The sequence below is a fragment of the Wenzhouxiangella sp. 15190 genome, from assembly GCF_003417465.1.
Taxonomy (GTDB): Bacteria; Pseudomonadota; Gammaproteobacteria; order Xanthomonadales; family Wenzhouxiangellaceae; genus Wenzhouxiangella.
In genome coordinates, this window is the sequence record NZ_QVMV01000011.1 from 100772 (window position 1) to 124916 (window position 24145).

The following is a 24145-nucleotide window of genomic DNA, read 5'->3' on the forward strand; positions in this document are numbered from 1 at the left end:
TTTTCACGATGTTTGAATAGTTGAGTCAATGGCTGTGTCGGCCCGGCGGGCGCGAAACCGCGCCAGCATCCGCAGGGCGGATGCCATGAAGACGACGGTGAACAAGGTGCTGGTAAGCATGCCGCCGACGATGACCACGGCCAGGCCGCGGTAGATTTCGCTGCCCACGCCGGGCACGAGTACGAGCGGCAGCATGCCGACCACCGAGGTGAGCGTACTCATCCAGATCGGGCGAACGCGGGTCTCGACGGCCATGCGGATGGATTCCTCGTCGGAAAGCCCTTCGGCACGCCCGCGTCGGGCGCGGTCAATCAGCAGGATGGCGTTGTTGACCACCAGACCCATGAGAATCACGAACCCGATCATCGTCAGCAGGTCGAGCGACTGAAAAGTGAACAGATTGAGCGCACACAGCCCCAGCACGCCACCGGCCAACGCCATCGGCATGGAGGCGAGCACCACCAGGCTGTCCAGGGTGGAACGGAACAGCGCGGTCATCAGCAGGAACAGCACCAGCACGGCGAAGGCGAAGTTCCAGGTCATGGTGGCAATCGTGTCGGCCAGGTCATCGGAACCACCGGAGAGCATCAAGTGAATGCCGGGGCTGACCTGCGCCTGCGCATCGGCCATGATCGGCGCCAGTTTCTCCAGCGTGGCTTCCAGTGACATATCGGCCGGCGGGGTGATGGCCAGGGTCAGGGTGCGCTCGCCGTTGTAGCGGCGAAGCTGGGTCGGGCCGGCCCGGCGCTCGGCCCGGGTGAGCTGGCCCAGTGTCTGCACGCCGCTCAACGGCGTGGCCATGGGCACCGCCTGCAGCTGCTCGGGATTTGCCCAGGGCGGCGCCTTGAGGATGATGTTCTGCCGCCGGCTGCCGTCGAACTGCTCGCCGACGTACAGACCGCTGGTGGAGGCACGCACCATGTCGGCCACCTGGTTGCGGTTCAGGCCGGCCCGGGCGACGGCATGGTCGTCGGGTGCAAGCACCAATTGCGGCTGCGCGTCGTTCAATCCGGGGAGTGGACGGAGACCGGCCCCGGGGATCTCGGCCTGGATGCGCTGCATGGTCTGCGCCGCCACCTGGCGCGAGGCATCGTCGAGTTCGCCGGCGAAATTCATATAGACCGAGCGGCTGCCGCCCACGTTGATGCTCAGCAACGACGACTGGAAGGAGAACGCACGCGTGTCGGGCAGGTCCGCGAGAATCTCGGTGCGCAGGAGATCGAGCACCTCATGCACTTCACGCGGGTTCTCCGGGTAGACGAACATCACCTTGCCGCCCTCGCTCATGGCCAGGTTGTAGGCGCGAATGCCCGGCGACTTCTCGCCGGTGCGGTAGGGTTCGAGCCGGCGCATGAGCGTGCGGCCGATCTCGTCCTCCAGTGTTTCGTAGCTGGCGCCCGGCGGCACGGTGAACACCGTCATGATGCCCTCCCACCTGGCCTCGGGAAGGAAATCCGTTTCGGGGGTGAGTACCCAGATCACAGCCGCCGCCCCGGGACCGAGCAGCAGCAGCCACAACAGCGCGCGCGAGTCGGTGTTGGCCAGCCACAGGTAGCGCCTCGCCAGGCGATGCCAGAAGCGCGGCGGCTGGCCGGCGTCGCCCCCGCCTTGCAGGAAAATGCCGGCGACAACCGGCACCAGGAAGAAGGCGCCCAGCATGGAAGCACATACGGCCACGGCCATGCTCACCGCCAGATCGAAGAACAACTGCCCTTCCACGCCTTGCATGAACACGATCGGTGTAAAAATCGCCACCGTGGTGAGCGTCGAGGCGAACAATGCCGGCGCCACTTCGACCGTGCCCTGCACAACCGCTTTCTTCAATGGCTTGCCGTGCTGCAGCAGGCGCACGATGTTTTCCTGCACCACGATGGCCGCATCGAGCACCAGCCCCACGGCGAAGGCCAGCCCGGCCAGCGAGATGATGTTGAGGCTGCGACCGAGCAGGTCGAGTACCAGCAACGCGGCCAGTAGTGAAAACGGAATGGTGATGGCGATCAGCACAGTCGCCCGCCAGCCGCGCAGCATCAGGTAGAGCAACCCCATGGCCAGCGCGATGCCCAGGCCGAGATTGCCCTGCACCAGGGCGATGGCGCGCTTGATGTGCTCGGAGGCGTCGAAGCTGAGAATCAGCTCGAGGTCCGCATCCGACAGATGCTCGGCATTGACCCGGGCAATACGCTCTTTCAATGCGGTCATGATCTCGACCGTATTCGCGTTGGTCGCCGCGAAAAGCTGGATGTAGAAAGCGGGGTCGCCGTCGCGGTAGGCGAAGCCGCGCAGCCGCTCATGACCCTGCCGCACCTCAGCAATCTCGCCCAGCCGCACCGGCCGGCCATCGTTGTAGGCGACGATCATCTGCGCCCACTCGTCGGCCACGTACTGTCCGGCAAAGCGCACCGTATATTCGCGCCGGCCGACGGAGGCGAAACCGCCCGAGACGTTGCCGGCGCTTCGAATACGCTGCAGGAGCGTATCGAGTTGCAGGCCGAGCGCGGCCATTCGATAGGGATCGAACACGATCTCCAGCTGCGGATCGCGGAAACTGTTGAGGTCCACCTTGGTAACGCCCTCGATGGTTCGAAGCGCCGGCGCCACGGTCTGTCGGATCAGCTCCTGGTCGGCCGTGAAATCACCGTCGGCCCCTTCAACGGTCTTGCGGATCAGCAAGCTGGCGAGCGGCTGCTCCAGCCCACCCAGGCTGATCATCGGCTCTTCGGCGTCGCGCGGTCGGGGCGGGGCCTGGTTCATGGCGTTGATCACGTCCATGAGTTTCATCTGCATGTCGGTGCCCACCTGGAAATTCAGCGTGGTAATGCTCATCCCGGCGCGCACCGAGGAGCTGATGCTCTCCAACCCCACGATCGTCTCGAGCACTTCCTCCTGCGGCTCCACGAGCTCGGCTTCCATTTCGGCCGGCGCGGCCGCGCGCCAGAAATTGAGGATGGTGATCTTGGGCTGCTCGAGATTGGGCGTGAGCTGCACCGGCAGCTTGACCAGCGCGGCGAGGCCCATGATGGCGACGATCAGAAAGACGACGACCGTGGCGACCGGGTTGGCATGTGAGAGCTTGAACAGGTTCATGGCGCGATTCCGTAATGGACGTGATGAATGTGCGATCCATCCTCCGCATCGCTGCCCATCGAGTCCTGAAACCATCCCGAAGCATTCGGAATGATTCCGAAAAAGCGCTTAAGAATTGCTTCAAGCCTTTGTTGGGAAACAACAAACCCGCTTCGAAAGCAATATCGCCTACACTGGAATCATTGGAAACTTCCGCGCCATTGGCGCTACTCGCTCACGAAAAGGACAGGCATGGCCGAACACCACGGCGGCGAATTGGTCGCCCGTATGCTCCAGGCCGAAGGCGTCGAGAAGGTCTTCGGCATCATCGACGGCACCTACTTCGGGTTCTACGAGGCACTCGACCGGCTGGGTATCGAAATCGTCACGCCGCGCCACGAAACCTGCGCGGCGCACATGGCCGGCGCCTACGCGCGCCTGACCGGGCGGCTGGGCGTTTGCATGGCCTCCAACGGCCCCGGCGTGGCCAACATCCTGCCCGGCCTGGTCGTCGAGCAGGCCGAGGGCAACCGCGTACTGGCCATCACCAGTGCGCGCCGGCCCGAGATCATGTATCCCGACCGCGGCGGCGCCTACCAGTGCTTCAACCAGGCGGGCGTGATCAGCCAGATCGGCAAGTTCTCAGAAGCGGTCTCTTCCTGGGAGCGCGTGCCCGAACTGATGCGCAAGGCCCTGCGCGCTTGCTGGGACGGACGACCGGGCGTGGTCCACGTCGACGTGCCCGAGACGCTTATGAACGGCAAGTTCAAGTCCCTGCCCTCGCTGTGGGAGCCGAAGCAGTACCGAAGCACCGAGGCAGCCTCGCCCACGCCGGAACAGGTCGAGCAGGCGGCCGAACTGCTCTGCCGAGCCGAAGCACCGATGATCCACGCCGGCAGCGGGGTGATCCACGCACAAGCCTTCGACGCCCTCGAGCGCGTGGCCGAACAACTCCACGCGCCGGTGACCACCAGCTGGGCCGCCAGGGGCGTGATCGGCGAAGACTCCCCGCTGGCCATGCCCATGCCGCACGTCAAGCTCAATCACCAGGTGCGCAACGAGGCCGATATCGTGCTGATCCTGGGATCGCGCGTGGGCGAGACCGACTGGTGGGGCAAGCCGCCCTACTGGCGCAAGCCGGCCGAGCAGACCACCATCCAGGTCGATCTCGACGCCAGCATGCTGGGGCTGAACAAGCCCGCCGACCTGGCCATCCAGGCCGATATCGGCAAGTTCCTGGACGCCCTGGCCCGGGCGCTGGCCGAACGCAAGGTCGCCAACATGGACGCACGCCGCCAGCGGGTGACCGGCTACGGCAAGACCATGGAATCGGACCGCGCCGACTGGAACAAGGCACTGGAACACGACGGTGTACCCATGCACCCGGCGCACGTAGCCGCCACCTGTAACGAAGTCTTCGACGCCGATTCACCCATCGTCGCCGATGGCGGCAACACTGCCATCTGGGCGATGTTCTACCACCGCGCCCGCGTGCCCAACCGCGTGCTGTCGACCTTCAAGTTCGGCATGCTCGGCGCCGGCGTGGCCCAGGCCATCGGCGCGGCCGTGGCCCGGCCCGACAAGCCGGTGTGCTGCATCATCGGCGACGGCGCCTTCGGCTTCCATCCGCAGGAAATCGAGACGGCCGTGCGCAACAAGCTGAAGGTGGTCTACATCGTGCTGTGCGACAAGCAGTGGGGCATGGTGAAAATGAATCAGCAGTTTTCACTCAAGCCCCTGAAGACCCTGATGTTCAAGTCGCTCAAGCCCGAGGAGACCATCAAGGCGGATCTGGGCGAGATCGCCTTCGACAAGGTGGCCGAGGCGATGGGCGCCTACGGCGAGCGCGTCTCGGACGCCGCCGACCTGAAACCCGCCCTGAAGCGCGCCATGGAATACGGCGACTGCGCCGTCATCCACGTCGACGTCGACCCGGTCAAGCACATGTGGGCCCCCGGATTGATGCATTTCAAGAAGATGCACGAGGAGCCGAAGGGATAATCAAAGGCGGGTAGACTTTCCCGGTGCGTTTCGATCCCGACAGCCTGATCCTGCTCAACGTTATTCTGGCGTTGATGATGTTCGGCGTGGCGCTGACCCTGCGCCCGGCCGACTTCACCCGTGTCATCAAGATGCCGGTCGCGCCCGCGGCCGGGCTGGTGGCGCAGTTCCTGCTGCTGCCGGCGGCGACCTGCCTGGTGACCTGGCTGCTCGAACTCGACCCGGAAATCGCTCTGGGCATGATCCTGATCGCCGCCTGCCCCGGCGGCAATTTTTCCAACATCATGACCTTCATGGCCCGCGGCTCGGTCGCCGTGTCGGTGTCGATGACAGCCGTCTCCAGCCTGGCCGCCATCCTGCTCACGCCGCTGAACTTCGCCTTCTACGGCTGGCTCAATCCCTATACCCGCGAGTACCTGACGAGTATCCAGATCGACCCGGGCAATATCCTGATACTGGTCGTGCTGGTGCTCGGCATTCCGCTGGTGCTGGGCATGCTCACCGGCCGGCACTGGCCGAAGCTGGCCGAGAAGAGCGAGAAGCCCCTACGGGCGTTTTCGTTGCTGGTGTTGCTGGCCTTTGCCGGCATCGCTTTTGCCATGAATTTCAATACCTTCCTGGAGAAATTTCAGACTTTCGTCTGGCTGGTGATCGGCCACAATCTGCTCGCCTTCAGCCTGGGCTTCGGCATGGCCAGTCTTGCCAAACTCCCCGACGCCGACCGTCGTGCGGTCACCATGGAAGTCGGCATCCAGAATTCCGGGCTGGGCCTGGTGATCCTGTTCACCTTCTTTCCCGAAGCCGGCGGCATGCTGCTGATCGCCGGCTTCTGGGGCGTGTGGCACCTCGTCGCGGGCATTGCACTGTCGCAATGGTGGGCTCGCCGGCCCCCGGCCGAACCGCGGCAAGCCGCCGCGGAGGCGCCATGAGCAAGCGCATCCTCATCACCGGCGCGGCCGGCTACATCGGCCACCAGCTCGGCAATCGCCTGGCCCATGATTTCGAGGTCTTCGGCACTGATATCCGCGAGCGCGATGACTTGAACTTTCCGCTGCAAGTGCTTGATATCCGCTCACGCAGCCTGGCGGAGGTGATGCGCGTCCACGCCATAACACACGTCGTCCACCTGGCCTCCGTGCTGCAGGCCTCGAGGGATCGCCAGCGCGATTTCGACATCGACGTCGGCGGTACACGCAACGTCGTCCAGGCCTGCATCGAGACTGGGGTGAAACACCTGACCGTCACCAGCTCCGGCGCGGCCTACGGCTATCACGCCGACAATCCCGAATGGATCGACGAGGACGATCCCTTGCGGGGCAACGAGACTTTCGCCTACGCCGACCACAAGCGCCGCATCGAGGAGATGCTTGCGCGCTACCGCAAGCTCCACCCGGAACTGAAACAACTCGTGCTGCGCCCCGGCACCGTGCTGGGCGCCGACACCCGCAACCAGATCACCGCCCTGTTCACCGCCCGTCGCATCCTGGTACTCAAGGGCCACGACTCGCCCTTCGTATTCATCTGGGACGAGGACGTGCTCGAGATCCTCGAGAAAGGCATCCGCGAGGACGCCGAGGGCGTCTACAACCTGGCGGGCGATGGTGCGCTGGATATGCGCGAGATCGCCCGCCGCCTGGGCAAGCCTACGCTCGCCCTGCCCGTCGGCCTGGTCAAGCTCGGACTGCGCATCGCCAGGTGGCTGGGCAAGCCCACCGGCCCTGAGCAGATCGACTTCCTGCGCTATCGCCCCGTGCTCTCCAACCGTCGCCTGAAGGAAGCGTTCGGCTACACCCCGAAAAAGACCTCGGCCGAGACCTTCGACTACTTCGCCGAACACACCATAGGCAAGAAGGCGGAATGAAGGTCGTGTTGATCACTGGTGCGGCCGCGGGCCTGGGCCGCGCCCTGGCGAAGCGCTACTTCGACGCCGGACACCGACTGGTACTGGCCGATCTCGACGAACAAAAACTGAAAGATCTCGAGCGGGAGCTGGACGCCCCGGAGCGCGTGCTGAGCCGATCGATGGACGTCACCGATGCCGACGCCATCGCCGAACTGGTCGATGCCACACGCGACGCATTCGGGCAGCTCGACATTCTCATCAACAACGCCGGCATCACCCACCGATCGCCGGCACACCGAACCGACCCGGCGGTTTTCAAAAAGGTCATGGCGGTCGACTGGCAGGCACCGATCGAGTTCACCCTCGCCTGCCTGGACATGTTGCGGGAAAGCCGCGGCCAGATCGTCAACATCGGTTCGATGGCCGGCTGGATGCCCCTGCCCGGCCGCGCGGCCTACGGTGCGGCCAAGTCCGCGCTGACACAGTTCTTTGAAGTGCTGCGCATGGAACTCAAAGACGACGGCGTCGACGTGCTGATGGTCTACCCGAGCTTTCTCAAGACCGATATCGAGGCGAATGCACTGGGCCACGACGGCCAGCCGGCCGGACACGCCCAGAGCCGCGTCGGCAAGCAGCGCGACGCCGACTGGATGGCACAACGCATCGTCCGCGCGGCCGAAAAGCGGAAGCGCTGGCTCTTCCCCGACCGCCTGTCGAGCATCGGCAGCCTGCTGTGGCGGATCAGCCCGAGCCTGTACCTGAAACTGATCCGCCGGAAATTCGAAGGAGACCTGCGCTGATGCTGCCGTGGATCTGGCTGGGTGTCTGCATCCTGGTCTCCTCGACCATCGAGGCCATCACCGGCTTCGGCTCGATCGTCATCGCCCTGGCCCTGGGCGCCCTGCTGCTGCCGATCTCGGCCATGCTACCGATCCTGGTGCCGCTGAACATCTTCATGACCGGCACCATCGCCTGGAAGAACCGCCACCACATCGACAAAACGTTACTGTTGAAACTCGTCCTGCCGTTGATGGCCGCAGGCACCGCGGCCGGCTACCTGCTGCGCCCCTGGCTCGGCGAGGATCTACTCAAAATGCTGCTCGGCGGCCTGATCGTCTGGTTCGCCCTGCGCGAACTCTGGCGCCTGTGGCGCCACGTCGCCACCCATAAACACCCCAAGTGGCTCAGCCGCATCCTCACCTTCGCCGCCGGCATCACCCACGGCCTGTTCGCCTCCGGCGGCCCCCTGCTGGTCTACGCCCTGGCCGGCACAAAACTGAACAAGGGCAGCCTGCGCGCCTCGCTGGTGACGGTCTGGTTCAGTCTCAACGCCGGGCTGACGGTTGTTTTCCTGTTTGACGGCACGCTGATTCCCGCGTTGCCCAAAGTAGCGCTGTACCTTCCCATTCTCGGCGTCGGGTACTTGCTGGGGGACTTCCTGCACCACCGCCTGGACGAGCGGCGGTTTCGGCAGCTAGTCTACGTGATGCTGATCGTCACCGGGGCAGCACTAATACTTCGCTAACCTTGCGGCATAAACCACCACGCCAAACTTACCCTTAGCCATTTCTGCCCGCTATCGGCTGCAGGCGCAAATATCTGCAGCCTAATCAAATAATCGGTTCACGATTCGAGCCAAGGTGGCGCGATCGTGAGGTCCCAACTCGGGGGCCGAGACCACAAGTTTTCAGATAATGATGGCGGTCGGCTTCAGAACCGTGAGGAGGTCAGTACGACATCAGCATGCTGCCAGGCCTCTTGGAAACGTTGTTGCACCTCTAACGCCCTTTCGGCCTCATCCTGTGCCCGAAGCGCCTGCATCAAGCCGTACAGCGACCACCCGTTGTCGGGAAACTTCGCCAGATCCTCGCGATAGACCGCCGCCGCGCGTTCGGGGTGGCCGGCTTCGAGCAGTATCGCGCCCAGGGACTGGCGCACGGGGTAATGCCAGCTCGGCGGCTCGTCGTAGTTGAGCTCGTCTTCACGCTCGACAGCCTGCTCCAGGGCTTCGATGGCGGCCGGATAATCGCCGGCTTCGGCGGCGATCTCACCTCTCAGGGCATGGGAGGCAATCTCCAGGATATGCCGGCTCTTGTTGATGTCCCAGACGGTGACCCACTTCAGGCTTTCGTCATCGCGCAATTCGTCCAGGCGTTGCAGTTCCGCTCTTGCGTCTTCCAGATCGCCCTTGCGCGTGTATGCCATGCCGCGGGCGTAGTGCCAGACGGCGCGCGGGTAGATGAGATCCTTGGCGGGCTCTTCGTATTCGAGGATCTCGTCCCAGTGGCCGAAGCGCACCAGGGCGTAAACGGGCGTGATCCAGTAGTGCTGCAGCGTGGTCAGGGGGCGTTGGCGCATCGCATCTTCGTCGACCATCTGCGACATTTCCCGCGCCAGCCGCAGGGCGAGTTCGCTGCGGCCCTCGAACGTGGCCGTCGCCCAGCCGAAATGGTAGTTGTGCGGCACGTAGCCCAGCGGGTAGACGCCCTGGGCCTCGACCTGCGCCAAGTAGCGCTTGTCGGCCTCGATCGCCGCAAGATTCTGGCGCGTGGCGTCGTGATAGCGACCGGTGCGGATGTAGATATGCGACGGCATGTGCACCAGATGGCCCGCGCCCGGCACCAGGTCTTCCAGGCGCTTTGCCGCTTCCAGCCCCCGCTCAGGCTGGACGGCTTCGACTGCATGGATGAAAAGGTGATTGGCCATGGGATGTTCGGGATTGCGCTCGAGCACGCCATCGAGCGTGTCGATGACGGTCTCGGTCACGGCCTTCGGCTTGCCGTTTTCCTTCCAGTAGTCCCAGGGCGTGGTGTCCATCAGCGCTTCGGCGTAGATCACCTGGGCATCCAGGTCGTCGGGCCAGGCTTCGGCCACCTTCCCCATTGCCTCGGAAAAGGCCTGATCGCGGCTGGAGCGGTCCTCCAGGGGTTCCGGGCCGTAGCGTTGCGCAAGCGCTTCGATATAGGCCTTCTCGCGCTCGCTGGCGTGTTCGGCGGCGGCCTCGGCCTTCTGCAGCAACTCCCAGGCCTCCGGCACCATCTCGGGATCCATCGCGGTGTTGATGTTGGGTCCCAGCACCCAGGCCGCGCCCCACCAGCACATCGCACAATCGGGATCGATGCGTGCGGCCTGAGTGAACGAACGATGCGCTTCGCCGTGGTTGAAACCGAAAGCCAGCACCAGACCCTGGTTGAAATAGCGCTGGGCTTCGGGGGAGTCGGTGGTGACCTCGTGATGGTGGTCGCCGAGGCCCTCGATCAGCGGCGCATGTTCTTGCTGATCGTCTGCAAGCACCTTACCGGCGGCGCCTGCCAGTAGCATTGCGGCAAGTATGGAAGTGAATTCGGCTCGAGTCATGGGTTGCCTCCTCTTCAGATTCCAGCGCCTTCAGGGCAGGCGCATTCCGGTTCTTTCAAAGAAGTGCAACGGGAGGCGTGTCTTCGGACCGCCAGTGAGTTTGTGGTTCCGGCAAAGTGCTTGGAGAATCCGCCCTACTCGTAATGGCTCCAAAGCCGCAGCACCTTGACGACTTTCTGCTCTTCGAGCACCTGGTAGACCAGGCGGTGCTGGATGTTGATGCGGCGGGAATGCGCGCCGGCGAGGTCACCCACCAGCTTTTCGAACGGTGGCGGTCTCTGAAAAGGGTTCTCGGAGAGGAGTTCGAGCAACTCCTGAGCATTGGGTTTCAGGCCGCTGGATGCCAGCTTTTTCGCGTCTTTCTGCGCCTGTCTGGTGTAGACAAACTTCCAGCTCACCAGTCCAGTTCCTCGTCGCATTCATCGACGGGGGCCGCCATGCCTTCGCGAATGGATTCACGCATCCCGGGAACGGAGAGCAAATAAAGGGTCTCCTGAATTGCCGCCCAGTCTTCCTCGGCGACGAGCACTGCCTTGTTGCGCTTGCCGGTGATCACGATCGGCTGGTGGGACTCCGCCGTTTCGTCGATCAGCCGATAAAGATTGCTTCGTGCCTCGGTTGCCGTAATGCCCGTCATGACGCGAACCTCTGATAGGGTTGACTGTGGAAAGTGTACGCTATTTCGTACGTTCGTCAATTCGTACGTTTGCCAGGGGCGGGTCGGCGATCGCCCAGCCCCAGGAACTTCGCAAACTCCGGCCTCAGTGAAGTAACTTCGACCGGCTGGTTGATGAAGGCGTTGCGCAGGCCCAGAGCCGTGGCCCGCAACGCCATGCGCTGGTAGCAGCGGCCCGCCTCGATCCAGTGTTCCTTGTCGTTCGACCCGGAGTGAATCACGGCAATGGCGGACGAACTCATGATGTGCTTTCGGTCCTTGGCATTCTGCTTGCCGGCCGAAAAGCCGAAGCGCATCGCCAGTCGACCCAGCGGCCGCGGCACGGCCGGACTACCCATCGCGGGGCCGTACAGTCCATCGCCCCTGCTGAGGGCCTCGCGGCCGTTGAAACGAATCCAGGACTTGAGCTCTTTCGACCAGTCAGCATCGTCGAACTGGGCGGTGTTGCCGCGCTCGCCGATCCAGATCCGGCGGAATCTCGATGGTATCGTCGTGCAGCCTGAACAGCCACGGCTGGGTATTGTGGCTGGAGGCGGCCAGTATGGCGTAGTGGACGAGCGTTCGATAGTCCTGTCCCGCGCCCTCGATCGGCCCGGGCCGCCGGATGCTATCGGCTATCGCGGCGTAGTCCATGAGGGCAATCTCCTTGGTGACCGCTCTGACCGCAAAGTATGCGGGGATTGCATGTCAAGCCATTGCTCGAAAGACTCGGTATTCATTGGCTAAGGATTCCTCCAGGTCTGCTTGTCCAATCAATTGCGTAGTACCTGCTGTTACACAAAACAATCGAGCCAATCCAGCGCCATGTGGACCAGCAGACCCAGCCCGGCGAGGTGAAGTACACGGGCCGTGTAGTGCAAGCCTTGAACGGACCCCTTCCTTGGCCAAAACAGTGGAACCGCAAACAACGCGACGTAGACCACGATGGCGGGAACGGTGTGCAGCGGGTGGAAGCCAATGGAACAGCGCTGCGGATCGTAGATCGGATCGGCCAGCATATGATCGACATCGACGAGCAAGGTGGCGATCATGACCAGGAACGCGCTTAGCCAGCCGCTGCGGTAAAACGCGAAAGCAACGAAGGCCGGCACGATGAAATGCAGGACAACATGGATCATGCCCGGTCGTTACGCATCTTCCCCTGCCAGCTTCCTCGCAATGTATACGCCATAACTGAAGTACGGCTTGTACCTCGAATACAGTTCGATCTCGTGCCGCTCGGCTTCGACAATGGCCCGGGCCTCCTCGCTGTTGCCGTGCCGCTCGAGGAAAGCCTCGAAGTCCGACTGGATGGGCTCATAGTAATTGGTCGTCCAGCAATGTTCGGGCAAGGCGAAGTAGCCAACCGGTGAGTAACCGCTGGCTTCCAGTTGTTTGATCTTGGCCGATGGCGTATCGATTTCCGGATACTCGCTATCCCAATGCGCCTGTATCTCCGAAGGTCGCGATTCCGTGAGCCAGCTGACTTCCGAAGCCACCAGCAGCCCGCCGGGCTTGAGGTAGCGCCGCCAGTCGACGATTCCCTTCTGGAACCCGATGTTGTAGATAGCGCCTTCGGACCAGATGATGTCGAAGGCTTCGGAATCGAAAGGCAGGTCTTCCATCTCACGGCACAGCGGCGTGATCCGGTCGGATAGCCCTTCGCGTGCGGCCCCTTCCTCGAGCACATCGAGAAATTCCTGGAGGAAATCGACCGCCACGATTTCGGCATCGAGCAAGCGGGCGAGGGTCAGCGTGGAGGCGCCGGTGCCACAGCCAATATCGGCGATCTTCAGGGGGCGCTCCCGGTCGATGCAGGCCAGGTCGACGGCCTTTGCCGTTTCCTCGTCACCGCCGGGTCCCTGGCGCTGGTGATTCTTGTGCAGGTCAATCAACAGTTGAAACTCATCCATAACTTCATGTGCCTTGCTGGAATGGGATGAAGAGCCCAACGGGGCGGTGAAGGAACGGTTTCTGTCCGGCAGCATGGAAAGGCTGTTCCGGGCTGAAGGATGGAAGCGCGTGACCACCGCAGGCGACGGACGAGATTCCCGTAGACTGAGGGGGAATCTAATGGAAATCGCCAATGCCTGCAACGCCCAGCCGATTCCTGCCCGCGGAGAGCGAACTGGACGAGCGATTCATCCTGGCCGGTGGCCCCGGCGGTCAACATGTCAACCGGACCGAAACCGGGGTGCAGTTACGCTACGACGTGCTCAACTCCGATTTCCTGTCCCAGCCGGTCAAGATCCGCCTGCTGGAACTGGCGGGTCGGCGCGCCGACACCGACGGCGTGATCACCATCGAGGCCAAGTCGCACCGCAGCCAGCATCGCAACCGCGAGGAGGCGCGCGAGCGTCTGGCCGAGTTGATCGAGAAGGCACATCACAAGCCCAAGAAGCGCATTCCCACCAAACCGAGTCGTTCGGCGAAGAAACGCCGGAAGAAGAAGCAACAGCGGCACAAGGAGATCAAGCGGGCGCGGAAGACGCCGCGGCTGGATGAATAAGGTGCGCCCGTCGCACCGAGGAGTGCGAGATCCCGGCTCGGAGGCCGGGATGACATATCCGGCGGAGCCGCCTCCATAGCCAGATGATATGAAGCCATTCGTTGCCGTCGATTGCAATGTCGTGTCGCCTCTGCCATTTTGTTGAACCTGCTCAGTGACCCGAAGGAGACCCTCTTGAGAACCCTTTCACATGGGCTGGCGGCAATATTGCTGCTGGTCGCAATCCCGTCTGCCGCGCTGGCGGACACGCGCGCTTTCGTCGGTGCGAAGATCATTCCCGTCGACGGCAATCCGATCGACAACGGCGCACTGGTCGTGGTCGACGGACAGATCGATCGTGTCGGGGCGCGCGCCGACGTGAGCATTCCCGACGGCGCCGAAATCGTCGAGCTCGAAGCCGGCACCGTGATCATGCCGGGCATCGTCGACACCCACAGCCATATCGGCGAGGTCTCCGGCGCCGACCGGTCCGGGCCGATCCAGCCCGAGGCGCGGGCGATGGACGCCGTGAATGTGCGCAGCTCCGGCATCAAGCGTGCGCTGGCCGGCGGCATCACCAGCGTCAACGTCATGCCCGGCTCGGGTCACCTGATCAGCGGCCAGACGGTTTACCTGAAGCTCCGCGACGGAGACGCCATTACCGACCTGGCTTATCGCTTCGAGGACGGCGGCATCGCCGGCGGCCTGAAGATGGCCAACGGCACCAACCCGATGCGCAAGCCGCCCTTTCCCGGCACGCGCGCAAAGTCCGCTGCCCTGGCGCGCGCGGCTTACATCAAAGCACAGGAATACGCCGACAAGCTAGACAACGCCGAGGAAGGCGAGGCGCCCTCGCGCGATCTCGGCATGGAAGCCCTGGCTGAAGTGCTCAGCGGCAAGCGCATGGTGCATTTCCACAGCCATCGCCATGACGACCTGATGACGGCCATGCGCCTGAAGGACGAATTCGGGTTCCGCATGGTGCTGCACCACACCAGCGAGGCCTGGCGGGTGGCTGACGAGATTGCAGCCGCCGACGTGCCGGTCTCCCTGATCCTGATCGACAGCCCGGGCGGCAAGCTCGAAGCAAAACACCTGAAGGCCAAGTCCGCCCCGGCGCTGGAGCAAGCCGGCGCCGACGTGGCCCTGCATACCGACGACTGGGTGACCGATTCGCGCTACTTCCTGCGCATGGCCGCCCTGGCGATCCGCGCCGGCATGTCGCGCGAGGCCGCGATCGAGGCCCTGACCATCCGCGGTGCCGAAATGCTCGATATGGCCGACCGGGTCGGAACGCTCAGCCCCGGCAAGGACGCCGACTTCGTGATCCTCTCCGGTGATCCGTTCAGCGTCTACACCCGCGTACTCGAAACCTGGGTGGAGGGCGAACGCCGTTTCGACCTGGACGACGAGGACGACCGCCTGATCGCCGAGGGCGGCTTCAACGCGCTGTCGGACGACGACGGAAACGGTCATATTCACGGCCACGGCCATGGAGACGCGGAATGAACAAGATGATCAACAAGGCTGCCGTATTCACGCTGCTGGCCACCATGGCCCTGCCCGCCCTGGCGCAGGATATCGCCGTGCGTGCGGGCAAGCTGCATACTGCCCCGGGCGAAATGATCGAGGACGGTGTCGTCGTCATCGAAGACGGAACGATCACCGCCGTCGGGCCGGCAGACTCGACCGAGATTCCCGAAGGCTTGCTGGTGCTCGAATCGGCCGTGGCCACGCCCGGCCTGATCGACGCGCGCGCCACGGTAGGACTTTCGGGCTACCTCAACCAACCGCACGACCAGGACCAACTGGAACGCTCGGCCGCCATCCAGCCGGAACTGCGCGCCATCGATGCTTACAACCCCATGGAAGAACTGGTGGGTTGGCTGCGCGAGCACGGCGTTACCACCGTGCACACCGGTCACGGCCCCGGCGAGGTGATATCCGGGCAGATGCTGATCGCCAAAACGACCGGCGACACCGTCGACGAGGCCGTCGTGCGGCCCTACTCGGCGCTGGCTGCCACGCTGGGTGCAGGCGCCACCCGCCACGACCGCTCCTCGCCCGGCAACCGCTCCAAGGCGGTAGCCATGCTGCGCGAAAAGCTCTACGCCGCACAGGAGTATGTCGAAAAGCTCGAATCCGCCGAGGAAGGCAAGACACCCGCCCGCGACCTGGCGATGGACGCGCTGGCCGATGTGCTCTCCGGCGAAGTGCCGCTGATCATCGAGGCGCACCGCCACAGCGACATCATGACGGCACTCAGGCTGGCCGACGAGTTCGGCTTCCGGCTGATCCTGGCCGGTGCCAGCGATGCGCACCTGCTGGTCGACGAAATCAAGGCGGCCGGAATACCGGTCATCATCCACCCGACCATGGCTCGCGCCCGCGCCGGGGGCGATACGGCGCACATGGCCTTCACCACCGCAGCCGAGCTGAAGAATGCCGGCATCGAGGTCGCGGTGCAATCGGGCTTCGAGGGCTACGTGCCCAAGACCCGGGTGGTGCTGTTCGAGGCGGCCATGACCCTGCCCTACGGCGCCAGCTTCGACCAGGCGCTGGAAATGGTCACCATGGCACCGGCCCGCATCCTCGGCCTGTCCGATGAGGTCGGATCGCTGGAGGTCGGCAAGGACGGCGACGTGGCCCTGTTCGACGGCGACCCGTTCGAATACACCACGCATGTGACCGGCACCGTGATCGACGGGAAGCGCGTGAGCGAGATCCGTCGATAAGCGATCCGTTCAGAGCCGGATCGTTCCCACCAGGAAATCCACCGCGGGGCCGGCGAGCTTGACCCGCTCGCCGGCCACCCGGCATCGCACTGTGCCGCCGCGGGCGGAAACCTGCCTAGCCAGGAGCTCATCCTTGCCCAGCCGCTCGCCCCAGTAGGGCGCCATCTGGCAGTGGGCCGAGCCGGTCACGGGATCCTCGTCGACCCGGAGTTTGGGAAAGAAGCAGCGGCTGACGAAATCGACCTCGTCGCCGGGAGCGGTGGTGATGACACCGCGGCCGGGCACACGGACGAGCGCGCGGAAATCCGGCGAAAGGGCACGGATTTCGGCCTCGCTGCCGAATACCAGCATGCAGTCCTCGCCCTCGAAAGCCTGCCGGGGCTTGCTACCCAGCGCCTGATCGATGCCGAGGGGAATCCCGATCTCGCGACGCCAGCCGGCCGGAAAATCCAGTTCCAGGCCCGCCTCGCTGCGGCGCACCCGCAATTCCCCGCTGCGGCTGTCGAAAACGACTTCCTCACCGGAAAAACCCAGGTGTTCGAACAGGACGTGTGCCGTCGCCAGGGTGGCATGGCCGCACAGGTCCACTTCGGCCTGGGGCGTGAACCACCGCAGCTTGTAGCGCCCGTTTTCGGGCACGAAGAATGCCGTTTCGGAAAGATTGTTTTCGCTGGCGATGGCCAGCAGCAGTTCATCGTCGAGCCATTCTTCAAGCGGCACCACGGCGGCCGGGTTGCCTTCGAAGACCTTTTCGGCAAACGCGTCCACCTGGAAGAGCTTCAGTTCCATGAAGGAAAGTTCATCCTGCTTTCGGGAAGTCCAGGCAACATTATGCGACACTTCAAAAAAATGCGGAGTTTTGACCGGACATCACGGTGAACGAAGACAGCGAAGACGCGCTCGACGGCGAGCAGCCCTACTCCTCCGACCGCTACGCCCGCCTGGTACTCAACCTGGGTCGGGCGCTGCTGCACGTGGGCTCGCCCGCCCACCGGCTGGAGTCGTCGATGCAGATCATGGCCGACCGCCTCGGTCTGCAGGCGGAGTTCTTTTCCACGCCCACGGCGCTGATCGTCTCGCTGGGCGACGGGGAAAACCAGCAGACCTTCCTGGCCCGCTCCGAGCCGGGCTCGGCCAATCTTTCCAAGCTGGCCGACCTGACCGAGGTGATGGAAGACCTGGCCGAAGGCCGCATCGACCCGCAGCAGGCCGACGAGCGCGTGCGCGCCATTGACAGCGCGCCGCCGCTCTACGGCGCCTGGCTGCAAGTTCTGGCCTTCATACTCATCGGGGGCGGTGTCGCACCGCTATTGGGCGGCGGATGGCGAGAAGCCATGATGTCGGCGCCGCTGGGCGCGGTCACCGGGCTGACCGTATGGTGGATGCGCCAGCACGTGGAGCGTTCCCGGCTGATCATGCCGATGGTGGCCGCGCTCATCTCTTTCCTGGGATCGCTGTGGTGCGGCTTCGACGAGCGCACTGCCCTGATGCCGGCCATCCTGGCAGCCATGATTCCGCTGCTGCCCGGCATGGACCTGACCACCGCCGCGCGTGAGCTGTCGACGGGGCATCTGGTTTCTGGCTCATCTAGGCTTTCCTTTTCGGTCACGATCTTTGCGCTGCTCGCTTTCGGTCTGGTGCTTGGCGGCATGGCCGGCCAGGCCATCGTCGGGCCGGTTGAGCTGACCACGGCCTCACCGCGACCGGACTGGCTGCTTGTGGTCGGCCTGGTGGTGGCGTCTTGCGGCCTGATGATGCTGATCCAGGCGCACACGCGCGACTGGTTCTGGATCCTGGTGGTGTCATTCGTCGCCTGGATCGGCAGCGGACTGGGTGGCTGGCTCGAGGCACCCATCATCGGTGCCTTCGTCGGCGGCCTTGCGGTAGGCCTGGTCGGCAATCTCTACGTGCGTTTTTCCGGGCGGCCGTCATCGATCCTGCATATCCCGGGGCTGATCCTGCTCGTACCCGGCAGCATCGGCTTGAGAAGCCTGGCGACGCTCATGCAGGACGACGTGGTCGTCGGGGTGGAAACCGCCATTCTGGCTGGCATCATTGCCGTAGCACTGACCACCGGCATGATTCTCGCCAGCGTTCTCGTTCCGCCACGCACGACCCTGTAGCCTTGCCCCGGGCCGGCGCATATGGCGCACGGCCCGCGTTTTCCGTATGCTGGGCCGATGATCCGCTCAGGCGAGGGAGGGCCTAGGTGGTTGCATCAGCAGCGTTCGGTCCGGGCAACCGGTCCGCCATTCGGGATCGAAGAACGAGAAAGGGGGTGTTCATCGCCCTCTTCGTCGTAGTTGCTGCACTCACCGCTGCCAGTCCGGCTCAGTCCCCCACGCTTCCCGCATCTTCCGACATCGTTCGTGTCGGCGTCTATGAGAATAGCCCCAAGGTCGGGCTCGACGAGGACGGCCGACCGCAAGGCATTTTCATCGATCTCATCGAGGCCATCGCCGAACGCGAAGGCTGGCAACTCGAGTACGTTGTCGGCACCTGGCAGGACGGTCTGAATCGGCTGACGACCGGCGAAATCGACCTCATGACCGACGTTGCCCGAACGTCGGATCGAGTCGAACTCTACGCATTCCACGACGAACCGGCCCTGTCGAGCTGGCACCAGGTCTACGCGCCGGCGGGCAGCGATATCAACTCGATCCTGGACCTCAATGGGCAAAGCATCGCCGTCCTCGACGGTTCCATTCAGCAAGACCAGCTCGAGAACATGGTTGACGGCTTCGGCGTCGTGGTGGAACTGGTGCCGTTTGCCGATTTCGATTCGGCATTTCGAGCCGTGGAAGCCGGCAGCGCCGATGCGGTGATCACCAACCGCTTCTTCGGCGAATACAACGCCAGTCGCTACGGACTTGAAGACACTTCGGTGATCTTTTCGCCTTCGAGACTGTTTTTCGCCGCCCCCATGACGGGACGGCAGGGCCTTCTAGATGCCATCGATCGTCACCTGATCGCATTCAAGCATGATCCGCAATCGCCCTGGTACCAGACGCTCGAGCGCTGGACCGTTGGGCCGCCGCTGACTGCCTGGCCGATATGGCTGCCCTGGGCGGTGGTGGTGATTGCGACCCTGCTAGCCGGTACCCTGGTCATCGTTATCGCGCTGCGCCGGCAGGTACGCGCGAGAACCCATCAAGTTTACGCGCAGGCCAGGCAACACACCCGTGAACTCGAAAAGCGCGTAGAAGACCGTACGAAGGAACTGCGCGAGACCTCCGTGTTTTTTCAGGCGCTGATTGACCACATTCCCAGCCTGATTTACTACAAGGACAATCGCCTTCGCTTCACCGGCTGCAACACGGCCTATGAAAGGGCTTTCGGACTCGATCGGGAAGACATCGCCGGCAAGAAGGTGACCGACCTGGACTATATCTCGCCAGAGGAACGCGAACGCTTCGACGAAGAGCAGCGGCAATTGCTCGAGCTGGGCGGATCGATCAACCGCGAAGTCACCCTCGACTTTGCCGACGGCACCCGCCACGAAATGCTCTACTCCGCTGCGCGGATTGTCGATCCGGACAATCGGCCACTGGGCATCGTCGGGCTTCTGGTCGACATTACCGTACACAAGCGCGTCGAGCGCGAACTGGCCATCGCGCGCGATCGAGCCGAAGCAGCCGATCGGGTGAAATCGACTTTTCTGGCTACAATGAGCCATGAGCTGCGCACGCCGCTCAACTCCATCATCGGTTTCACCGCCATCCTTCTGCAGGAGATGGCCGGGCCACTCAATGAAGAACAGGGCAAGCAACTGCAAATGGTGCGCAACAGCTCCCAGCATTTGCTGACCCTGATCAACGACGTGCTCGACATCTCGCGTATCGAGGCCGGCGAAATGCACCTCTCCGAAGAAGCTTTCGAGCTGCCGGAGTCGATCGAGAAAGTTGCGGAAATCATACGTCCGCTGGCCGAGCAGAAGAACATCAGTCTGAACGTACACTTTGAAAGAAACCCGGGGACACGCCTGGGTGATCCCCGGCGGGTTGAGCAGATCCTGTTCAATCTCATCGGTAATGCCGTGAAGTTCACCGAATCGGGCTCGGTGAACGTGGAAGTCGACATGCAACGCGAGGAAGGGCACAATCTCGTAGTCATTACCATTCGTGATTCGGGAATCGGCATCCGCGAGGAAGACATGCGGAACCTGTTCAAACCATTTCGCCAGATCGACTCGGCGCTGTCGCGCAAGCATGAAGGTACCGGTCTCGGACTGGTAATCTGCAAACGTCTGACCGAAATGATGAACGGCGACATCGAAGTCTCCAGCCGCTGGGGCGTCGGCACGACCTTTACCCTGCGACTGCCCCTGGCGGCCGCCAGAACCGGAGAACCGGCATGAGGGGCACGATTCTGATGATCGAAGATAACGAACAGAATGCCTACCTGGTGGAGTACCTGTTGACCGCACGCGGCTGGAAGATCGTCTGCGCCGCCGACGGCGCCACCGGACTGGAACTGGCCGATACCCAATCGCCGGAGCTGATTCTGCTCGACATCCAGCTTCCGGGCATGGACGGATATGAGGTTGCCCGGCAACTGAGGGCCAAGGAACATCTCGACGAGACCCCGATCGTCGCGGTAACCTCCTATGCAATGCCGGGTGATCGGGAAAACTGCCTGGCCGCGGGCTGCACCGGTTACATCGAAAAGCCGATCGACCCCACCAATTTCGCCGATCAGGTTGAACAGTTCCTGGGGGTTCCTGGATGAGGCGTGCGCTGATCGTCGACGATCACGAGGAAAACCGTTACCTGCTGCGCTCCCTGCTTGCGGCCAACGGGTTCGAAGTCAGCGAAGCCGAAGACGGCGCGGTGGCCCTGGCACGCGCTCGCCTTCAGCCACCTGATATTGTCATCAGCGACCTGCTCATGCCGATGATGGACGGCTACACGATGCTGCGCGAGTGGAAGGCCGATCAACAGCTTAACGAGATTCCGTTCATCGTCTACACGGCCACCTACACCCAGTCCGAAGACGAACGACTTGCGCGGGACCTCGGTGCCGATGCCTTCCTGATCAAGCCGACCGAGCCGGAAGTTTTCCTCAATCGCCTGGAAGCCGTGCTGGAAAAGGCCGATCAGCACACTCCCCAGCCGCGCCAGCCTCAGACCCAGGGCGAAGAGGCCGAACGTCGTTACAGCCAGGCACTGGTACGCAAGCTCGAAGAGCGCAGCTCCGAGCTCGCGCGTCGGGTCGAGGAACTGCAGTCGGCCAAGGCACAAATCGAGCGTCTCAATCGACTTTACTCGGCGCTGAGCGCCATCAATCAGCTCATCGTCCACGCCAGTTCACAGCAGGAACTGCTGGACGGCGCCTGTCGGATTGCAGTTGAAAGAGGCGGTTTCACGCTTGCCTGGGTCGGGCTGCTGGAAGGAGACGGGAAATCCGTACGAATCGCCGCGCGGCAAGGCGGTGACGACGAGATATTCGAACGGGCGAGTCCCTTCGTGGTCGAGCCACCGTTTAGCACGCCTGGCGAAATCGCCATTGGCGAAGACAGAGTCTTCCTGAGCAACGATCTTTCCACCGAACGCTCTATCAGCAGGGTGCAGCCACTGCTCAGGGAATACCAGTTGCACTCGGCGGCCGCATGTCCGCTTTATGCCAACGGACGGCCTATCGGTGCCATATGCCTGTACGCGAACGAAACCGGCTTTTTCGACTCATCGTTGACCGGGTTGGTCAAGGAAGTCGTCAGCGACCTGTCCTACGCGTTGGAAAATTATCATCGCGAATCCATGCGCCGGCAGGCGGAGGCGAGCCTGAAATCAGCCGAGGAATTCAATCGCCTAAGCCGCAGGGTTATCGAAGCTTCTCCCACTGGCGTGATGATCACGTCGACGGAAGAAGCCGATACGCCGCTCGTCTACGTCAACAACGCTTTTGAACGCATTACCGGCTACAGACGCGACGAAGTACTGGGTCACAATCCCCGCTTCCTGTATGGCGACGACCATGAACAGCGGGGTCTGACGAACATTCGTAATGCCATAGAATCGAAACAGGAAGGCGAAGCCGTGCTGCGCTACTACCGCAAGGACGGCACACTCTTCTGGAACGAACTGATCATAGCTCCGGTATTCGATGAAGACGGCCGCGCCAGCCATTTTGTCAGCATCATCAACGATATCACCGACCGCAAGCGTTACGAGGAACAACTCGAGCAGCAGTACAGCCAGGACACCCTGACCGGCCTGGCCAGCCGTAATCTGCTGCAGGATCGTGTTGAACAGGCAATGGCGGCAGCGAGGCACGACAAACACAGTGTCGCCCTGATGTTCATCGATCTCGATCAGTTCAAGCGCATCAATGACAGTCTGGGAAGATCGGCCGGGGACAGTGTGTTGTGCGAAGTGGCCAAACGATTGCAAAAGCTGGTGGCTTTGCACGATACCGTCGCGCGCCTGAGCAGCGACGAATTCGTGATCCTCTTGACGGGTTGCGAGGATCCGGGCGAATTGCCCGGCCGAGCCAAAGCAGTTCTCGAGTCATTTGAACAGTCCTTCGATGTCGCCGGGCGGGAAATGAACATCTCGGCCAGTATCGGCATCAGTGTCTTTCCGGGCAATGGCGAGGACTACAACACGCTATTGCGCAATGCCGATATCGCCATGTATCGGGCTAAGCAGTTCGGCGCCAACCAGTTCCGCTTCTACACCGAGGACATGAACACATCGGCGCTCGAGAGAGTCGACATGGAGTCGAGGCTGCGTCGAGCCGTTGAAGAGAACGGCATGGCGCTCTACTACCAGCCGGTGATCGACTTGAAGAGCGCCGGGGTCACCGGGGCCGAAGCGCTGCTTCGCTGGCACGACGAGGACGGCTGGATCCCACCGGACGAATTCGTTCCCCTGGCCGAGGATACCGGCCTGATCATTCCCCTGGGCCGGTGGGTTCTCGAGGAAGCCGCGCGCCAGGCGAAGCGCTGGCATGACGACGGCCTCAACTTGTGCATTGCCGTCAATCTTTCCGCCCGCCAGTTCAGGGACCCGCAACTGGCCGATCACATCCGGGCCGCGCTGAAGCATGCCGACGTGCCAGCCCGGTGCCTTAGGCTGGAAATTACCGAGTCGGTCATCATGGATAGCGCGGTGCATGCAGCGAGCATTCTGGGGGAACTCCAGTCGATGGGGCTGGGCATTTCCATCGACGATTTCGGAACCGGTTATTCCTCGCTGGCCTACCTGCGGCGCTTCCCCATCGACCAATTCAAGATCGACCGATCCTTCATCCACGATCTGGATCAACATAGCGAAGGCGAAGCGATCGTAAACGCGATCATTCTCCTGGCACACAGCCTCGACCTGGGCACGGTTGCCGAAGGCGTTGAAACCGAGGCGCAGCGGGACTATCTTGCCCAGGCCGGTTGCGATCTCGTCCAGGGCTTTCTCTACAGCAAGGCGCTTCCGGCCGACGAGTTCACCCACTGGATCGAACAATACCGAGAAAAAATGAATCAGCCTCGATGAGCATCGATATCCATAAAGTCCACTCAATGAGCCTGGAAGATGCGCAGCAGGTTGCCGACGAGCTGGCTGAGGATCTTGCTAACAAGTTCAACATAGATTACGGCTGGGACGAGGACACCATCGTGTTCGAACGTCCTGGCGTGCATGGCGAAATCGACGTCGATGATGAACGCATCCACGTCCGCGCTCAACTCAACTTCCTGTTCACCTACCTGCAGCCGGCCGTCGAAAAGGAAATCAACCGTTATCTGGATGAGCATTTCGAGTAGGTCGGGGTGATATCCCTGACGTACCAGATATCCGGTTGAATGACCTTGGGTTGCGTGACGCCGCCGAACGCAGTGCGGGTTTCGACACTTCAAAATCTGTTTCGCCCGGCGCGCTTCGCGCGCTCTTGCGGTGGCGCCTTCATTGCCTTATTGGCAAACAGCTTGTCGCCGCAAGGTCGCGGTGCGGGCTTCGACAAGTCAAAATATATTCCGCCCGCCTGCTCCGCAGGCTGATGGCGGGTCCCTT

At 62.8% G+C, this 24145-nt stretch carries 22 protein-coding genes; 13 read left to right on the forward strand and 9 right to left on the reverse strand.

The window, feature by feature from the left end; translation table 11 throughout:
* Positions 1 to 3 precede the first annotated feature (3 nt).
* Entirely contained in the window at positions 4 to 3084 is a 3081-nt protein-coding gene (locus tag DZK26_RS03340) for an efflux RND transporter permease subunit (protein ID WP_116898090.1), read from the reverse strand.
* A 231-nt stretch (positions 3085 to 3315) separates the two neighbouring features.
* On the opposite strand from DZK26_RS03340, the gene DZK26_RS03345 reads away from it, so the two are divergent.
* Genes DZK26_RS03345 through DZK26_RS03365 form a run of 5 tightly spaced genes read left to right on the forward strand, consistent with a single transcriptional unit; the run spans position 3316 to position 8432 of the window.
* Positions 3316 to 5064 carry a thiamine pyrophosphate-binding protein gene (locus tag DZK26_RS03345; protein ID WP_116898089.1) on the forward strand — a complete coding sequence of 583 codons (1749 nt, stop codon included), beginning with the start codon at positions 3316 to 3318 and terminating at the stop codon, positions 5062 to 5064.
* Between the two features lie 23 nt (positions 5065 to 5087).
* The gene (locus tag DZK26_RS03350; protein ID WP_220337129.1) at positions 5088 to 5993 is read left to right on the forward strand and encodes a bile acid:sodium symporter family protein; all 906 of its coding nucleotides are present in this window, start codon (positions 5088 to 5090) and stop codon (positions 5991 to 5993) included.
* Positions 5990 to 6925 carry an SDR family oxidoreductase gene (locus DZK26_RS03355; protein WP_116898175.1) on the forward strand — a complete coding sequence of 312 codons (936 nt, stop codon included), beginning with the start codon at positions 5990 to 5992 and terminating at the stop codon, positions 6923 to 6925. The genes DZK26_RS03350 and DZK26_RS03355 overlap by 4 nt, the downstream gene beginning before the upstream one ends.
* Positions 6922 to 7707 (forward strand): SDR family oxidoreductase, encoded by a 786-nt coding sequence (locus tag DZK26_RS03360; RefSeq protein WP_116898088.1) that lies wholly within the window; start codon positions 6922 to 6924, stop codon positions 7705 to 7707. The genes DZK26_RS03355 and DZK26_RS03360 overlap by 4 nt, the downstream gene beginning before the upstream one ends.
* Positions 7707 to 8432, forward strand: a complete 726-nt coding sequence (locus DZK26_RS03365) for a sulfite exporter TauE/SafE family protein (protein ID WP_220337128.1) — start codon at positions 7707 to 7709, stop codon at positions 8430 to 8432. Before DZK26_RS03360 ends, DZK26_RS03365 begins: the two co-directional genes overlap by 1 nt.
* A 185-nt stretch (positions 8433 to 8617) precedes the next feature.
* Here DZK26_RS03365 and DZK26_RS03370 read toward each other — a convergent pair whose 3' ends face one another.
* The 7 genes from DZK26_RS03370 to DZK26_RS03400 all read right to left on the reverse strand — a co-directional run bounded on the left by DZK26_RS03370 (position 8618) and on the right by DZK26_RS03400 (position 12832).
* The gene (locus tag DZK26_RS03370; RefSeq protein ID WP_116898087.1) at positions 8618 to 10264 is read right to left on the reverse strand and encodes a tetratricopeptide repeat protein; all 1647 of its coding nucleotides are present in this window, start codon (positions 10262 to 10264) and stop codon (positions 8618 to 8620) included.
* Positions 10265 to 10398: 134 nt separating this feature from the next.
* A complete protein-coding gene (locus DZK26_RS03375; protein ID WP_116898086.1) occupies positions 10399 to 10662 on the reverse strand; it encodes a Txe/YoeB family addiction module toxin in 264 nt (87 codons plus the stop codon).
* Complete coding sequence (locus DZK26_RS03380) at positions 10659 to 10901, reverse strand: type II toxin-antitoxin system Phd/YefM family antitoxin (RefSeq protein WP_116898085.1); 243 nt, start codon at positions 10899 to 10901, stop codon at positions 10659 to 10661. Before DZK26_RS03380 ends, DZK26_RS03375 begins: the two co-directional genes overlap by 4 nt.
* A gap of 56 nt (positions 10902 to 10957) precedes the next feature.
* The gene (locus DZK26_RS03385; RefSeq protein ID WP_116898084.1) at positions 10958 to 11278 is read right to left on the reverse strand and encodes a hypothetical protein; all 321 of its coding nucleotides are present in this window, start codon (positions 11276 to 11278) and stop codon (positions 10958 to 10960) included.
* A gap of 82 nt (positions 11279 to 11360) precedes the next feature.
* Complete coding sequence (locus DZK26_RS03390) at positions 11361 to 11573, reverse strand: hypothetical protein (protein WP_116898083.1); 213 nt, start codon at positions 11571 to 11573, stop codon at positions 11361 to 11363.
* Positions 11574 to 11713: 140 nt separating this feature from the next.
* Positions 11714 to 12058: a DUF6122 family protein gene (locus DZK26_RS03395; protein WP_116898082.1), complete on the reverse strand. Its 345-nt coding sequence runs from the start codon at positions 12056 to 12058 to the stop codon at positions 11714 to 11716.
* Between the two features lie 9 nt (positions 12059 to 12067).
* The gene (locus DZK26_RS03400) at positions 12068 to 12832 is read right to left on the reverse strand and encodes a class I SAM-dependent methyltransferase (RefSeq protein WP_116898081.1); all 765 of its coding nucleotides are present in this window, start codon (positions 12830 to 12832) and stop codon (positions 12068 to 12070) included.
* Between the two features lie 173 nt (positions 12833 to 13005).
* Between DZK26_RS03400 and arfB the strand changes: the two genes are divergently transcribed.
* The 3 genes from arfB to DZK26_RS03415 all read left to right on the forward strand — a co-directional run bounded on the left by arfB (position 13006) and on the right by DZK26_RS03415 (position 16142).
* The gene (gene arfB / locus DZK26_RS03405) at positions 13006 to 13428 is read left to right on the forward strand and encodes an alternative ribosome rescue aminoacyl-tRNA hydrolase ArfB (RefSeq protein ID WP_116898080.1); all 423 of its coding nucleotides are present in this window, start codon (positions 13006 to 13008) and stop codon (positions 13426 to 13428) included.
* A 174-nt stretch (positions 13429 to 13602) separates the two neighbouring features.
* Positions 13603 to 14916 carry an amidohydrolase family protein gene (locus tag DZK26_RS03410; protein ID WP_116898173.1) on the forward strand — a complete coding sequence of 438 codons (1314 nt, stop codon included), beginning with the start codon at positions 13603 to 13605 and terminating at the stop codon, positions 14914 to 14916.
* Positions 14913 to 16142 (forward strand): amidohydrolase family protein, encoded by a 1230-nt coding sequence (locus DZK26_RS03415; protein ID WP_220337126.1) that lies wholly within the window; start codon positions 14913 to 14915, stop codon positions 16140 to 16142. The genes DZK26_RS03410 and DZK26_RS03415 overlap by 4 nt, the downstream gene beginning before the upstream one ends.
* A gap of 9 nt (positions 16143 to 16151) precedes the next feature.
* On the opposite strand, the gene DZK26_RS03420 is transcribed toward DZK26_RS03415, so the two are convergent.
* Entirely contained in the window at positions 16152 to 16931 is a 780-nt protein-coding gene (locus DZK26_RS03420) for a PhzF family phenazine biosynthesis protein (protein ID WP_116898079.1), read from the reverse strand.
* An 86-nt stretch (positions 16932 to 17017) separates the two neighbouring features.
* Between DZK26_RS03420 and DZK26_RS03425 the strand changes: the two genes are divergently transcribed.
* From DZK26_RS03425 to DZK26_RS03445, 5 genes are all read left to right on the forward strand, one after another.
* Positions 17018 to 18265: a threonine/serine exporter ThrE family protein gene (locus tag DZK26_RS03425; protein ID WP_116898078.1), complete on the forward strand. Its 1248-nt coding sequence runs from the start codon at positions 17018 to 17020 to the stop codon at positions 18263 to 18265.
* A 155-nt stretch (positions 18266 to 18420) separates the two neighbouring features.
* Positions 18421 to 20499, forward strand: a complete 2079-nt coding sequence (locus DZK26_RS03430) for an ATP-binding protein (protein WP_181918372.1) — start codon at positions 18421 to 18423, stop codon at positions 20497 to 20499.
* Positions 20496 to 20870: a response regulator gene (locus DZK26_RS03435; RefSeq protein ID WP_116898076.1), complete on the forward strand. Its 375-nt coding sequence runs from the start codon at positions 20496 to 20498 to the stop codon at positions 20868 to 20870. The genes DZK26_RS03430 and DZK26_RS03435 overlap by 4 nt, the downstream gene beginning before the upstream one ends.
* Entirely contained in the window at positions 20867 to 23629 is a 2763-nt protein-coding gene (locus DZK26_RS03440; protein WP_116898075.1) for an EAL domain-containing protein, read from the forward strand. The genes DZK26_RS03435 and DZK26_RS03440 overlap by 4 nt, the downstream gene beginning before the upstream one ends.
* Positions 23626 to 23898 carry a polyhydroxyalkanoic acid system family protein gene (locus DZK26_RS03445; protein WP_116898074.1) on the forward strand — a complete coding sequence of 91 codons (273 nt, stop codon included), beginning with the start codon at positions 23626 to 23628 and terminating at the stop codon, positions 23896 to 23898. Before DZK26_RS03440 ends, DZK26_RS03445 begins: the two co-directional genes overlap by 4 nt.
* Positions 23899 to 24145 lie beyond the last annotated feature (247 nt).

What these genes read in the sequence shown, in the direction of transcription:
- DZK26_RS03400 (WP_116898081.1), bottom strand. Translation starts at nt 12,832, where the DNA reads ATGGATGAGTTTCAACTGTTGATTGACCTGCACAAGAATCACCAGCGC.
- DZK26_RS03395 (WP_116898082.1), bottom strand. Translation starts at nt 12,058, where the DNA reads ATGATCCATGTTGTCCTGCATTTCATCGTGCCGGCCTTCGTTGCTTTC.
- DZK26_RS03340 (WP_116898090.1), bottom strand. Translation starts at nt 3,084, where the DNA reads ATGAACCTGTTCAAGCTCTCACATGCCAACCCGGTCGCCACGGTCGTC.
- DZK26_RS03415 (WP_220337126.1), top strand. Translation starts at nt 14,913, where the DNA reads ATGAACAAGATGATCAACAAGGCTGCCGTATTCACGCTGCTGGCCACC.
- DZK26_RS03345 (WP_116898089.1), top strand. Translation starts at nt 3,316, where the DNA reads ATGGCCGAACACCACGGCGGCGAATTGGTCGCCCGTATGCTCCAGGCC.
- arfB (WP_116898080.1), top strand. Translation starts at nt 13,006, where the DNA reads ATGCCTGCAACGCCCAGCCGATTCCTGCCCGCGGAGAGCGAACTGGAC.
- DZK26_RS03380 (WP_116898085.1), bottom strand. Translation starts at nt 10,901, where the DNA reads ATGACGGGCATTACGGCAACCGAGGCACGAAGCAATCTTTATCGGCTG.
- DZK26_RS03435 (WP_116898076.1), top strand. Translation starts at nt 20,496, where the DNA reads ATGAGGGGCACGATTCTGATGATCGAAGATAACGAACAGAATGCCTAC.
- DZK26_RS03445 (WP_116898074.1), top strand. Translation starts at nt 23,626, where the DNA reads ATGAGCATCGATATCCATAAAGTCCACTCAATGAGCCTGGAAGATGCG.
- DZK26_RS03355 (WP_116898175.1), top strand. Translation starts at nt 5,990, where the DNA reads ATGAGCAAGCGCATCCTCATCACCGGCGCGGCCGGCTACATCGGCCAC.
- DZK26_RS03370 (WP_116898087.1), bottom strand. Translation starts at nt 10,264, where the DNA reads ATGACTCGAGCCGAATTCACTTCCATACTTGCCGCAATGCTACTGGCA.
- DZK26_RS03440 (WP_116898075.1), top strand. Translation starts at nt 20,867, where the DNA reads ATGAGGCGTGCGCTGATCGTCGACGATCACGAGGAAAACCGTTACCTG.
- DZK26_RS03365 (WP_220337128.1), top strand. Translation starts at nt 7,707, where the DNA reads ATGCTGCCGTGGATCTGGCTGGGTGTCTGCATCCTGGTCTCCTCGACC.
- DZK26_RS03360 (WP_116898088.1), top strand. Translation starts at nt 6,922, where the DNA reads ATGAAGGTCGTGTTGATCACTGGTGCGGCCGCGGGCCTGGGCCGCGCC.
- DZK26_RS03420 (WP_116898079.1), bottom strand. Translation starts at nt 16,931, where the DNA reads ATGGAACTGAAGCTCTTCCAGGTGGACGCGTTTGCCGAAAAGGTCTTC.
- DZK26_RS03385 (WP_116898084.1), bottom strand. Translation starts at nt 11,278, where the DNA reads ATGGGTAGTCCGGCCGTGCCGCGGCCGCTGGGTCGACTGGCGATGCGC.
- DZK26_RS03390 (WP_116898083.1), bottom strand. Translation starts at nt 11,573, where the DNA reads ATGGACTACGCCGCGATAGCCGATAGCATCCGGCGGCCCGGGCCGATC.